Annotated in this window: 10 protein-coding genes; 1 reads left to right on the top strand and 9 read right to left on the bottom strand. The window is 61.5% G+C overall.

Annotated elements, in window-relative coordinates; genetic code table 11:
- Positions 1-67: 67 nt before the first annotated feature.
- The 9 genes from hutH to hutC form a co-directional block, all read right to left on the bottom strand.
- A complete protein-coding gene (gene hutH, locus ACLD1Y_RS27960) occupies positions 68-1,600 on the bottom strand; it encodes a histidine ammonia-lyase (RefSeq protein WP_429480920.1) in 1,533 nt (510 codons plus the stop codon).
- A gap of 24 nt (positions 1,601-1,624) precedes the next feature.
- A complete protein-coding gene (locus ACLD1Y_RS27955) occupies positions 1,625-3,133 on the bottom strand; it encodes an HAL/PAL/TAL family ammonia-lyase (RefSeq protein ID WP_429480919.1) in 1,509 nt (502 codons plus the stop codon).
- A 136-nt stretch (positions 3,134-3,269) separates the two neighbouring features.
- Positions 3,270-4,094 carry a quaternary amine ABC transporter ATP-binding protein gene (locus tag ACLD1Y_RS27950; RefSeq protein ID WP_429480918.1) on the bottom strand — a complete coding sequence of 275 codons (825 nt, stop codon included), beginning with the start codon at positions 4,092-4,094 and terminating at the stop codon, positions 3,270-3,272.
- A complete protein-coding gene (locus ACLD1Y_RS27945; protein WP_017738813.1) occupies positions 4,091-4,942 on the bottom strand; it encodes an ABC transporter permease in 852 nt (283 codons plus the stop codon). Before ACLD1Y_RS27945 ends, ACLD1Y_RS27950 begins: the two co-directional genes overlap by 4 nt.
- 72 nt (positions 4,943-5,014) lie before the next feature.
- On the bottom strand, positions 5,015-5,980 hold the full coding sequence (locus ACLD1Y_RS27940; RefSeq protein WP_429480917.1) for an ABC transporter substrate-binding protein: 966 nt from the start codon (positions 5,978-5,980) through the stop codon (positions 5,015-5,017).
- A 69-nt stretch (positions 5,981-6,049) separates the two neighbouring features.
- Positions 6,050-7,495 (bottom strand): purine-cytosine permease family protein, encoded by a 1,446-nt coding sequence (locus ACLD1Y_RS27935; protein WP_429480916.1) that lies wholly within the window; start codon positions 7,493-7,495, stop codon positions 6,050-6,052.
- Positions 7,496-7,630: 135 nt separating this feature from the next.
- Complete coding sequence (gene hutU, locus ACLD1Y_RS27930; RefSeq protein ID WP_429480915.1) at positions 7,631-9,304, bottom strand: urocanate hydratase; 1,674 nt, start codon at positions 9,302-9,304, stop codon at positions 7,631-7,633.
- 404 nt (positions 9,305-9,708) lie between these two features.
- Positions 9,709-10,269: a HutD/Ves family protein gene (locus ACLD1Y_RS27925; RefSeq protein WP_429480914.1), complete on the bottom strand. Its 561-nt coding sequence runs from the start codon at positions 10,267-10,269 to the stop codon at positions 9,709-9,711.
- Entirely contained in the window at positions 10,266-10,976 is a 711-nt protein-coding gene (hutC, locus tag ACLD1Y_RS27920) for a histidine utilization repressor (protein WP_185705371.1), read from the bottom strand. Before hutC ends, ACLD1Y_RS27925 begins: the two co-directional genes overlap by 4 nt.
- Positions 10,977-11,123: 147 nt before the next feature.
- Between hutC and ACLD1Y_RS27915 the strand changes: the two genes are divergently transcribed.
- On the top strand, positions 11,124-12,488 hold the full coding sequence (locus tag ACLD1Y_RS27915; RefSeq protein WP_429480913.1) for a formimidoylglutamate deiminase: 1,365 nt from the start codon (positions 11,124-11,126) through the stop codon (positions 12,486-12,488).
- The last annotated feature ends 27 nt before the right edge of the window (positions 12,489-12,515 follow it).

The raw sequence follows: 12,515 nt of genomic DNA, 5'->3' as shown, positions 1-12,515 counted from the left end.
TGACGCGGGGAGTCTGACGCCCCGTGGCGGTCTTGATATTTTCGCGAGCAAGCTCGCTCCTACAAGGTTATAGGCTAGGCAGCAGGTTGGCTGGCACCAGCTCATTCAGGCAGCGGCTGGCGAGCAGTTCGCTGGCGGCGATGATGTCCGGTGCGAAGAAACGGTCTTTGTCATAAAAGGCGACTTTGCTGCGCAGGATGCCGCGGGCTTGTTCCAGCTTGGGCGAGGTTTTCAGGCCTTCACGCAGGTCCAGGCCCTGGCACGCGGCCAGCCATTCCACGGCGAGGATGCCACGGGTGTTTTCGGCCATTTCCCACAAGCGTTTGCCGGCAGCCGGGGCCATGGACACGTGGTCTTCCTGGTTGGCGGAAGTCGGGATGCTGTCGACGCTATGGGGATGGGCCAGTGCCTTGTTTTCGCTGGCGAGGGCGGCGGCGGTCACCTGGGCGATCATGAAGCCGGAGTTGACCCCGCCATTGCCCACCAGAAACGGCGGCAGTTGGGACATGTGCTTGTCCATCATCAGCGAGATACGCCGCTCGCTCAGGGAGCCGATTTCGGCAATGGCCAGCGCCATGTTGTCGGCAGCCATGGCCACAGGTTCCGCGTGGAAGTTACCGCCGGAGATCACATCGCCTTCGGCAGCAAACACCAGCGGGTTATCCGACACGGCGTTGGCTTCTACCACGAGCACCTCGGCCGCCTGGCGCAACTGGGTCAGGCAGGCGCCCATGACCTGTGGCTGGCAGCGCAGGGAGTACGGGTCTTGCACCTTGTCGCAGTTCTGGTGTGACTGGGACACCTGGCTGCTCTCACCCAGCAAGTCGCGATAAGCGGCTGCCGAATCGATCTGCCCGCGCTGGCCGCGAGCGGCATGAATACGTGCGTCGAATGGCGAGCGCGAACCCAGCACCGCTTCCACGGTAAGGCCGCCGCAAGCCAGGGCGCCTGCAAACAGATCTTCGCCTTCGAACAGGCCACGCAGGGCGTAGGCGGTGGACACCTGGGTGCCGTTGAGCAGCGCCAGGCCTTCTTTGGCGGCGAGGGTCAGCGGCGCAAGGCCCGCGACTTTCAGCGCTTGGGTCGCTTCCAGCCATTCACCTTTGTAGCGCGCCTTGCCTTCGCCCAGCAGCACCAGGGACATGTGCGCCAACGGCGCCAAGTCACCGGAAGCGCCCACCGAACCTTTCAACGGAATATGCGGGTACACCTCTGCGTTGATCAGCGCGATCAACGCGTCGATCACCTGGCGACGAATACCCGAGAACCCACGGCTGAGGCTGTTGACCTTGAGCACCATGACCAGCCGCACCAACGCATCGCTGATGGGCTCACCGACACCGGCGGCATGGGACAGCACCAGGGAACGCTGGAGGTTTTCCAGGTCTTCGCTGGCAATGCGCGTGGAGGCCAGCAGGCCGAAGCCGGTATTGATGCCGTAGGCGGTGCGGTTCTCGGCGAGAATCTGCTCTACGCAGGCCACGCTGGCGTCAATCTGCGCCGTGGCGCTGTCATCCAGGCTGAGGGTCACGGGCTGCTGGTAGATGGCCCGCAGTTGGGCAAGGCTCAGTTGGCCTGGGGTCAGAGTTAGCGCAGTCACGTTCGTGCTCCTTGTGATTATTTTTTAGTGCAAATTCGGTAATGCGGTGTCTTTGAGTAGCTGAGCGGCGGCCGCAATATCCGGCGCCAGCCAACGGTCCTGCTCATAGGCCGAGACCACTTCACGCAGCAAACGCCAGGCGTGGCCGGTGCCAGCGCCAAAACGTTGGTCTTTCAAGAACTCGAATGCCTGGGCCGCCAGCAAGTACTCGATGGCGAGGATCTGCGTGACGTTAGCCAACACCTGGTGCAGCTTGAGCGCGGCGTTGGTGCCCATGCTCAGGTGGTCTTCCTGCAGGCCCGAGGTGACAAAGTTGTCGAGTACCGCCGGTTGCGCCAACTGGCGGTTTTGCCCACACAGGGACGCGGCGACGTATTGCACGATCATCATCCCGGAGTTGACCCCGGGGTTGCTGACCAGGAACGCCGGCAAGCCGCTGACGTGGGGGTTGATCAGGCGGTCCAGGCGGCGCTCGGCCACCGAGCCGATTTCGGCCATGGCAATGGCAAGCATGTCTGCCGCCAGTGCCACCGATTGCCCGTGAGGGTTGGCCTGGGACACCACGCGGTAATGGTCCGGGGTGCCCAGCAGCAGCGGGTTGTCGGTGGCGCTGTTGAGTTCGGTCTCGATCTGGCGGGTGGCATGTTCCACCTGGTCACGGGCGGCGCCGTGGATCTGCGGGATCGAGCGGATGCTCAAGGCGTCTTGGGTGCGAATGCCCTTGCTGCTGGCGATCACTTCGCTGCCATCGAGCAAGGCGCGCAGGTTGATGCCCACGTGTTGCATGCCGGGGTGCGGTTTGAGGGCGATGATTTCTTCGTCAAACGCGTCGATTTGCCCGCGCTGGGCTTCGAAGCTCATGGCGCCGATCACGTCGGCCCATTGCAGTAAATGATGGGCATCGGCCAGGGCCAGGCAGCTCAGGCCGGTCATACACGGCGTGCCGTTGACCAGGCACAGGCCGTCCTTGGCGCCCAGCACCACCGGCTGAAAACCTTCGGCGTTTAACGCCTGTTGCGCCGCAACGATCTGGCCCCGGTAACTCACATTGCCTACACCCAGCAGCGCCACGCCGACGTGGGCCATGTGGGTCAAATAACCCACCGAACCCTGGGACGGCACCTGCGGCGTGATGCCGTGGTTGAGCAGCGCCAGCAATGCATGCACCACCTGGGGATGCAGGCCGGATTTGCCCTGGCTGTAATTGATGATGGCGGCGCAGATGATTGCGCGAGTCTGCTCGTCGCTCAGTACCGGGCCGACGCCGCAGGCGTGGCTCAGCAGCGTGTTGCGCGACAGCTGGCTGAGTTGTTCGCCCTCAAGCGAGACATTGCACAACGCGCCCAGGCCGGTGTTGACGCCATAGGCGCGTTCGCCGCTGGTGACGATGCGCTGCACGATGGCCTGGGCATTGTCGATGCGGGCCCAGGCTTGGCCTGAGAGTTCCAGGGTGGCGCCATGGCGGGCGACGGCGACTACGTCCTGCCAACGTAATGGGGTGTTGGCGATGGTGATTGTTGTTGGCTGGGACATCTTCATACCTTCTTGAATTTTTGTGTGGCTTTGCCGGCCTCTTCGCGAGCAAGCCCGCTCCCACATTTGGAATGCATTCTCCTGTGGGAGCGGGCTTGCTCGCGAAAGGGCCAGCAGCCGCACCACACCTTTTGGCTCAAACCACCGCCGCCCGCCGCTGAACAAACCGGTCCACATACTCATCTGCCGGCGAATGCAGAATCTCGCGCGGCGTGCCGACCTGGATCAACTTGCCGTCTTTGAGAATCGCAATGCGGTTACCGATGCGCACGGCCTCGTCGAGGTCGTGGGTGATGAACACGATGGTCTTGTGCAGGGTCTTTTGCAGCTCCAGCAACTGGTCCTGCATTTCGGCGCGGATCAGCGGGTCGAGGGCGCTGAACGCTTCGTCCATCAGGATGATGTCGGTGTCGGCCGCCAACGCACGGGCCAGGCCGACGCGCTGGCGCATGCCGCCGGAGAGTTGGTGCGGGTATTTGTTTTCGTAGCCCTTGAGGCCCACGGTTTCGATCCAGTGCAGGGCGCGTTCGGCGCAGACCTGTTTGCTTTCGCCACGCACTTTCAGGCCGTAGGCAACGTTGTCGAGCACGCTCTTGTGGGGCAGCAGGCCGAAGCTCTGGAACACCATGCTGATCTTGTGCCGACGAAATTGACGCAGGGCTTCCATGTCCAGTTGCAAGATGTCTTCGCCGTCCACCAGGATCGCGCCACTGGTAGGATCGATCAGGCGGTTGAAGTGGCGCACCAGGGTGGACTTGCCGGAACCCGACAGGCCCATGATCACAAAGATCTCACCCGTGCCGATGCTCAACGACAGGTCGTTCACGCCGACCACGCAGCCGGTCTCGGCCAGCACCTGGTCCTTGGTCTTGCCCTGGCCAATCAGCGTCAGCGCGTCCTTGGAGCGGGCGCCGAAGATCTTGAAGACGTTTTTAACTTCGATTTTGCTGACGGTAGTCATTTGCTCGCCTCATGCCGTGGACGACCATAGGCCTGGGTTATGCGGTCGATGACCACTGCGAGAATCACGATCGCCAAGCCGGCTTCAAGGCCGCGCCCGACGTTGAGGGTCTGGATGCCGACAAGCACGTCCTCACCCAGGCCACGGGCGCCGATCATCGAGGCGATGACCACCATCGACAGGGCCATCATGGTCGTCTGGTTGATACCGGCCATGATGCTTGGCAGCGCCAGCGGCAATTGCACGCCGAACAGTTGCTGCCAGCGGTTGGCACCGAAGGCGTTGATGGCTTCCATGACTTCGCCGTCAACCTGGCGAATACCCAGGTCGGTGAGGCGAATCAGCGGCGGCGCGGCGTAGATCACCGTGGCGAAAATCGCCGGGACTTTGCCCAGGCCGAACAGCATCAAAACCGGGATCAGGTACACGAAGCTGGGCATGGTTTGCATGATGTCCAGCAGCGGCATCAGCACCGAACGTAGGCGGTTGCTGCGCGCCGAGAGGATGCCCAGCGGGATGCCGATCAGCACCGAGATCACCGTGGCGACCATCATCAGGGCCAGCGTTTGCATCAGCTTGTCCCACAGGCCAACCGCGCCCACCAGGAACAGCAAGCCGACGATCACCGCCGTGGTCAGCACCTTGCGTGTGGCGTGCCAGGCAACACCACCGACGATGGCCAGCATCAACCACCAGGGCGCCGCGCGCAGCAGCCCTTCCAGGTTGACGATGGCCCACAGCAGGGTGTCGGAGATGTGCCGGAACACATCGCCGTAGTTGGTGACCAGTGAGTCCACCCAACCGTTGACCCAGTCGGCGATGGAAAACGTAAAACTCTCAGGAAACATATCGTGCTCTCGATCCAATGGGTTGTGGCCAGGCGCCCGGCCGCCCCCTCAGGGTAGCCGGGCACGCTTGACCTACAAGGCCGCGTCGATTTTCTTGGCCGCGTCTTCACTCACCCAGGCGTGCCAGACCTCAGGATGTTCCTTGAGGAAAATTTTCGCCAGTTTCGGCGACTCAATGCGTTCCTTGGCCATGCGGCCCAGATTTTGGTTCAGCAGGTCGATCGGCAGGTTGACCTTTTCCAGCACGGCCACCAGTTCCGGGGCTTGCTCGTGGAAGGTCTTGGACAGGCCGACCTTGATACTCACGCTCTTATCCACGCCGGGTTTTTCTTCAAGTTTCACCAGGTCGACCTGGCCCATCAGCGGCGTTGGCGACCAGTAGTAGAACAGGATCGGCTCGCCGCGCTTGTAGCTCGACAGCACCGCCGCATCCAGCGCCGGGCCAGTGCCTGGGCGGAAGTTGGTGTAGGAATTTTCCAGGCCGTAACTTTTGAGCATTTCGCTGTTGTCCAGCTCGCAGGTCCAGCCGGCCGGGCAGTTGTAGAAGCGGCCCTTGGACGGTTCTTCCTGGTCCTTGAAGACCGAAGCGTACTTGGCCAGGTCGGCGATGTTTTTCAGGTCTGGCGCCTTGGCTTCCAGCTTGCGCTTGGCGTCACCTTCGATCACGTAGCGCGGCACGTACCAGCCTTCGATGGCACCGACAACCGGCGCGCCGACGCCAACGACTTTGCCGGCCTTCTCGGCCTTGTTCCAGACTTCGCTGCGGCCGACCCATTCTTCGGCAAACACCTGGATGTCGTTACTGCTCAGGGCGTTTTCCATGGTGATGGAGTTGCCCGGCAGGCTGTCGGTTTTGCAGTCGTAGCCTTTTTCCAGCACGGTTTGCAGGATGTCGGTGAGCAACATGCCGCTCTCCCAGTTCAGGCCCGCGAATTTCACCGGTTTGCCGGACTCGCACCAGCCGGCCGCCTGGGCGCCAGCCGAGGCCAGCACGCTCGCAGAGAACAAGGTGGCCAACAGGGTTTTATGCATTTTCATTGTTGTGACGCTCCCAATCTTGAAATGGATTACGGCAGTCAGTAGGCATCCAGCCCTGTCCACGTCCCATCAGGCTTGTGCCACCAGCCCGGTTGTTGTGGGTGCGGCGCCCTGCTCTGTTGGCAGGATCAATTGATCGGGCACGCTGGCGTGCCATTTTTTCGCACACAGGTAATACACGGCGGCGGGCAGCACCAAACCGATGATCCAGGAGATGTCCACATCACCCAGCGCAGCCACCAACGGGCCGGTGTAGAACTTGGTGGAGATGAACGGCAACTGCACCAGCACGCCAAAGACATACACGCTGATACCCAGCAGGTTCCAACGGCCATAGCGACCGTTCGGGTCGGCCAGCGCCGGCACGTCATAGCGCTCGCGGGTGATGCAGTAGTAGTCCACCAGGTTGATCGCGCTCCAGGGCGTGAAGAACGCCAGCAAGAACAAGATGAACGACTTGAATGCACTGAGGAACGAGTGCTGGCCGAGCAGCGCGATCAGCGTCGCCGTGCCGACAATCACCAGTACAAACACCAGGCGTTGCAAACGCGTGACCTCCAGCCGACCACGAAAGCCGCTGATGATGGTGGCGATGCACATGAAGCTGCCGTAGGAATTGAGCGTGGAAATGGTGACTTTTCCGAACGCGATGCTGAAATACAGCAGCGCCGCGGTGGCCCCCGTGCCGCTCAAGCCGACGATGTAGGCCACTTCATGACCGGCGAATTGCCCGTTGGACATGGCGGCGGCAAACACACCGAGGATCATCGCCACCTGGGCGCCAATCACCGAGCCCAAGCCTGCGGCGAAAAAGGTTTTCACCGACGATGTGCTGCTCGGCAGGTAACGTGAGTAGTCCGCCACATAAGGGCCGAAGGCGATCTGCCAGGAGGCCGCGAGCGACACCGCCAGCAGGAAACTGCTCCAGCTGAAGTGGCGGATTTGCAAGAGTGCGCCCACATCGGTCTGGCTCATCAAGCGGCTGAACAGGTAGACAAAGGCAACCACCCCAATGACGCTGGCAACACGCCCGATGAAGTGGATCACCCGGTAGCCCAGCACCGTGACCAGCACGATGACACTGGCGAAAATCAGGATGCCGACACTGTCACTGACCCCAAACAACTGCCCCAACGCCTGCCCGGACAGTACGGTGCCGGTGGCGGTGAACCCCAGGTACATCAAGCACACCAGCACGATCGGAATTGCCGCGCCATAGACACCAAACTGCACCCGGCTGGAGATCATCTGCGGCAGGCCCAACTTGGGGCCTTGCGCCGCATGCAACGCCATCACGCCGCCGCCGATCAGTTGGCCGACCAACAGGCCAATCAACGACCAGAACACATCACCGCCCAACACCACGGCCAGCGCCCCGGTGACAATCGCGGTGATCTGCAGGTTGGCACCCATCCACAGGGTGAACTGGCTGAACAGACGACCGTGTCTTTCCGCTTCCGGGATGTAGTCGATCGAACGTTTCTCGATCAACGGGTTGGTGTCATTTGCAGCCATGGCGGTTCAACCTCTGATGGATTGTTCGGGTTTATCTTTTCTGTAGGAGCGAGCTTGCTCGCGAAGGTATTTCAGGCGCACAGCTGCGTCGGATGTACCTTTTTCGCGAGCAAGCTCGCTCCTACAGTGGAGGTATCAGCCTGTGATCATCGGGAGATTGAGGCCCTGCTCTTTGGCGCAGTCGATGGCGATCTGGTAACCGGCATCGGCATGACGCATCACCCCAGTCGCCGGGTCGTTATGCAGTACACGCGCAATACGCTCGGCGGCTTCGTCGGTACCGTCGCAGACGATCACCATGCCCGAATGCTGGGAGAAGCCCATGCCCACGCCGCCACCGTGGTGCAGCGACACCCAGGTCGCGCCGCTGGCGGTGTTGAGCAAGGCGTTGAGCAGCGGCCAGTCGGACACGGCGTCGGAGCCATCCTGCATGGCTTCGGTTTCGCGGTTGGGGCTGGCTACCGAGCCGGAGTCGAGGTGGTCACGGCCGATGACGACCGGCGCCGACAGCTCGCCACTGCGCACCATTTCGTTGAACGCCAGGCCGAGCTTGGCGCGCTGGCCCAGACCCACCCAGCAGATACGTGCCGGCAGGCCCTGGAAGCTGATGCGCTCGCGGGCCATGTCCAGCCAGTTGTGCAGGTGGGCGTCGTCGGGGATAAGCGCTTTGACTTTGGCGTCGGTCTTGTAGATGTCCTGCGGGTCGCCGGACAGCGCCGCCCAGCGAAACGGGCCGATGCCACGGCAGAACAGCGGGCGGATGTAGGCCGGTACGAAACCCGGGAAATCGAAGGCGTTTTCCACGCCTTCTTCCTGGGCCATCTGGCGGATGTTGTTGCCGTAGTCGAAGGTGGGGATGCCTTGCTTCTGGAAGTCCAGCATGGCTTTGACGTGCAGGGCCATCGACTGCTTGGCGGCCTTGATCACCGCAGCCGGTTCGGTCTTGGCGCGGGCGCGGTATTCGTCCCAGGTCCAGCCGGCGGGCAGGTAGCCGTTGAGGGGGTCGTGGGCGCTGGTCTGGTCGGTGACCATGTCCGGGCGCACGCCGCGCTTGACCAGTTCCGGCAGGATCTCGGCAGCGTTGCCCAGCAGGGCGATGGAGATGGCCTTGCCTTCCTGGGTGTATTTGGCGATGCGCGCCAGGGCGTCGTCGAGGTCGGTGGCTTGCTCGTCGACATAGCGGCTGTTGAGGCGGAAATCGATGCTGACCTGCTGGCACTCGATGTTCAACGAGCAGGCGCCGGCCAGGGTGGCAGCCAACGGTTGCGCACCGCCCATGCCGCCGAGGCCTGCGGTGAGAACCCAGCGGCCGGTCAGGTCGCTGTTGTAGTGCTGGCGACCGGCTTCGACGAAGGTTTCGTAGGTGCCCTGCACGATGCCCTGGCTGCCGATGTAGATCCAGCTGCCGGCGGTCATCTGGCCGTACATGGCCAGGCCCTTGGCATCCAGTTCGTTGAAGTGCTCCCAACTGGCCCAGTGCGGTACCAGGTTGGAGTTGGCGATCAGTACGCGAGGGGCGTTGCTGTGGGTCTTGAACACGCCGACCGGCTTGCCGGATTGAACCAGCAGGGTTTCGTCGTCATTCAGGTGGGTGAGGCTCTCGACGATCTGGTCGTAGCACTCCCAGTTGCGCGCCGCACGGCCAATGCCGCCGTACACCACCAGTTCTTTCGGGTTCTCGGCCACTTGCGGGTCGAGGTTGTTCATCAGCATGCGCAGCGGCGCTTCCGTCAGCCAGCTTTTGGCAGTGAGCTTGTTACCGTGGGCGGCGCGAATTTCGACATCACGGTATTTAGTAGGCTTGGTCACAGCAAGAACTCCTCAGCGATCGATGCGCATGCTTGATTGGTGCGAAGGGACTCTTACGCACACATCTTTACTTGTACATACAAGCATATGCAATCTAGCGGCCAACTTTCTGAGGGCTATGTTGAGATTTTTTGGAAATAGGTGTGGGAGCCTTGGAAATTAAGCCTTCGAGGGTTGAGGAAATTTCTTACGGGAGAGGTTTGTCGCGGGGGATGTTTGTATCGCCAGCAGGGTTTTGCGCCACGCTGGGGCATTCGGTAACAAAGTGGTGCGGAGGTTAGAAACAGATCTTGTGAACACCACAAAACAAATGTGGGAGCGGGCTTGCTCGCGAATGCGGAGGGTCAGCCAGCTCATTTGGTACTGATACACCGCATTCGCGAGCAAGCCCGCTCCCACATTTTTTAACCGCGTTGGGTCAGTTCGATTACACAGCTGCGGCCAGCTACGGAGATATCCAGCAGGCCAGTGTTACCGTCAACTTGAAGGCAATCATGATGCCCAAGCTTCTCACCCAACACCTTCACTTCATCCGCCACGCTAAACACCAACACTGTCTGCGCCGTACTGAAAAAACGCTGCTCACCGTCGATCCACTGCAACCGCGCGTGATAGCGCGCTGGCGAATAGATCAGGTTGAAATCGCGAATCGGTCCGGTGATCAGGCGGCACTCGACTTGGCTATCACCCTTGAACGCAAACGCTTGCAGCGGTAACAGCCCGCGCTGCTCTTCGCCATCTACCGTCAACACCATGCCCGCACCCTGGATCACGGTGATCACGCGCTGGTAGCCGGGAAAGGTGGAGAAGCCGCCGGATTCGGCGATATCGGCAATCGACAGGCGCCAGCCAAAACCCTCCAGCCCAGTGCCCGCGTCACGGGTGATTTCTTCGGTGCTGCCGCCGCCGTTTTTCCACGGCATGCGTACGTAGTCAGCGGCGCGCCAGACGTTCACTGCACTCATTTACTGAAACGTCCTTCCAGGCTGTGACGGGAACCGGGGTGGATCAACCGCGCGGCGGTCACCGGTTGGCGACCTGACCAGGTGCGACGGCGAATCAACAGGCACGGCTCGGTGGGTTCGATCTGCAACAGTGCGCACTCGGAAGCATCGGCAAGGATCGCCTCGACTACGTGTTCGCCTTCGGTCAGCGGTGCCACCTGGTTCAAATAGGCGTAAGGGGTCTGTTGGGTGAAATCCTGTTGCAGGTATTCCGGCGCGACCAGGGCGTTGACGAAGCGGTCTTCGATTTGCACGGGGATGTCGTTTTCGAAATGCACGATCAACGAGTGGAACACCCGCCCGCCTTCGCGCATTTCCAGGGCGACGGCGCGCTCGGAACCGGCAGCCTCTTCGCCCAGGGTGATGACCTGGCACGTATGCCGATGACCGCGGGAGGCGATCTCATCGGCAATGTTGTGCACTTCGAACAGCGCCGACTGGCTTTTGGGCTCGGCAACGAACGTACCGACACCTTGCATGCGTACCAGCAACCCTTCGGCGGTGAGTTCACGCAGGGCGCGGTTGATGGTCATGCGGCTGAAACCCAGCTCGCTGACCAACTCGCTCTCGGAGGGCACACGGTAATGGGGTGGCCAGTTGCCGTTGAGGATCTGCTGGCTGATCATCTGTTTGACGCGGGCATACAAGGGCGCCGGACTTTCGTCCATGTGGGCAGCCAGCGAAGAGTTGGCGGGCGGAGTCGGCACGGGGAATCCTTGCAGAGGGAAAAGATGCATAGATTGCCGGAGTTTACCGAGCAGGCAAACGTCTGTATATGTATATACAAATAAACACACGACCGGGGTGCCTTGATCATGTCCGCCTTCTTTGCCGAACGCGCACTGCTGCCTAATGGATGGGCCAATAATGTACGTCTTGAAGTCAGCGCCCATGGCTTGCTGACACAGGTTGCGGCCAACGCCAGTGCAGAGGGTGCCGAACGGCTCAGAGGCCCGGTTTTAGCGGGCATGCCGAATCTGCACTCCCACGCATTCCAGCGCGCCATGGCCGGTTTGGCCGAAGTGGCCGGCAACCCCAATGACAGTTTCTGGACCTGGCGCGACCTGATGTACCGCATGGTCGGCAAGATCAACCCGGAGCAACTCCAGGTCATCGCCCGTCAGCTGTATATCGAGATGCTCAAGGCGGGCTATACCTCGGTGGCGGAATTTCACTACGTGCATCACGACGTCAGCGGTCAGCCCTATGGGGATCGCACCGAGTTGTCGCGGCAGATCAGCCAGGCAGCCGCCAGCAGCGGGATCGGCCTGACGTTGCTGCCAGTGCTCTATACCCATTCCGGGTTTGGCGGGCAGGCGCCGAATGACGGCCAGCGGCGGTTTATCAACAGCACGGACCACTACCTGGACCTGCAGACACAGTTGAAACCCATCCTCGCCGCACAGCCTGCGCAGCAGTTGGGCCTGTGCTTCCACTCCCTGCGTGCTGTCACACCCGAACAAATCAACGCCGTAATGGCCGGCAGCGACAAGGCGTGCCCGGTGCATATCCACATCGCCGAGCAGCAAAAAGAAGTCGAAGACTGCCTGGCCTGGAGCGGCAAGCGCCCGCTGCAATGGCTGTACGACAACGTTGACGTGGATGAGCGCTGGTGCCTGGTGCATGCCACCCACGCCGATGCGGATGAAGTCACGCGCATGGCCAAGAGCCGGGCGATTGCCGGTTTGTGCCTGACCACCGAGGCCAACCTGGGCGACGGAATTTTCCCGGCGGTGGATTTCCTCGCTCAAGGCGGACGCATGGGCATTGGCTCCGATAGCCATGTGTCACTGAGCGTGGTGGAAGAATTGCGTTGGCTGGAATATGGCCAGCGCCTGCGGGATCAGCGGCGTAATCGCTTGTATCGCAGTGATCAACCGATGGTCGGGCGCACCCTGTTTGATGCTGCGCTGGACGGCGGCACCCAGGCGCTGGGGCAGCCGATCGGGCGCTTGGAAGTGGGTAAACGTGCGGATTGGTTGGTGCTGGATGGTAGCGATCCGTACCTGGCAACGGCGACCGAGGATGGGATTCTGAATCGTTGGCTGTTCGCGGGCGGGGATCGGCAAGTGCGGGATGTGTTGGTGAACGGGAAGTGGGTGGTGCGGGATGGGCATCATGCCGGCGAGGAAGAAAGTAATCGCGCCTTCACCCAGGTCCTGAAGGACTTACTCGGTTAAAAACTGTGGGAGCGGGCTTGCTCGCGA

It is taken from the genome of Pseudomonas sp. 18175, assembly GCF_050432925.1.
In the GTDB taxonomy this organism is placed as follows: domain Bacteria; phylum Pseudomonadota; class Gammaproteobacteria; order Pseudomonadales; family Pseudomonadaceae; genus Aquipseudomonas.
This window is presented reverse-complemented; position numbering and strand designations above follow the sequence as displayed.

Excerpts from the sequence above, each read along its gene's own strand:
- ACLD1Y_RS27955 (WP_429480919.1), bottom strand. The coding sequence starts at position 3,133 with ATGTCCCAGCCAACAACAATCACCATCGCCAACACCCCATTACGTTGG.
- ACLD1Y_RS27950 (WP_429480918.1), bottom strand. The coding sequence starts at position 4,094 with ATGACTACCGTCAGCAAAATCGAAGTTAAAAACGTCTTCAAGATCTTC.
- ACLD1Y_RS27945 (WP_017738813.1), bottom strand. The coding sequence starts at position 4,942 with ATGTTTCCTGAGAGTTTTACGTTTTCCATCGCCGACTGGGTCAACGGT.
- ACLD1Y_RS27940 (WP_429480917.1), bottom strand. The coding sequence starts at position 5,980 with ATGAAAATGCATAAAACCCTGTTGGCCACCTTGTTCTCTGCGAGCGTG.
- ACLD1Y_RS27935 (WP_429480916.1), bottom strand. The coding sequence starts at position 7,495 with ATGGCTGCAAATGACACCAACCCGTTGATCGAGAAACGTTCGATCGAC.
- ACLD1Y_RS27925 (WP_429480914.1), bottom strand. The coding sequence starts at position 10,269 with ATGAGTGCAGTGAACGTCTGGCGCGCCGCTGACTACGTACGCATGCCG.
- hutC (WP_185705371.1), bottom strand. The coding sequence starts at position 10,976 with ATGGACGAAAGTCCGGCGCCCTTGTATGCCCGCGTCAAACAGATGATC.
- ACLD1Y_RS27915 (WP_429480913.1), top strand. The coding sequence starts at position 11,124 with ATGTCCGCCTTCTTTGCCGAACGCGCACTGCTGCCTAATGGATGGGCC.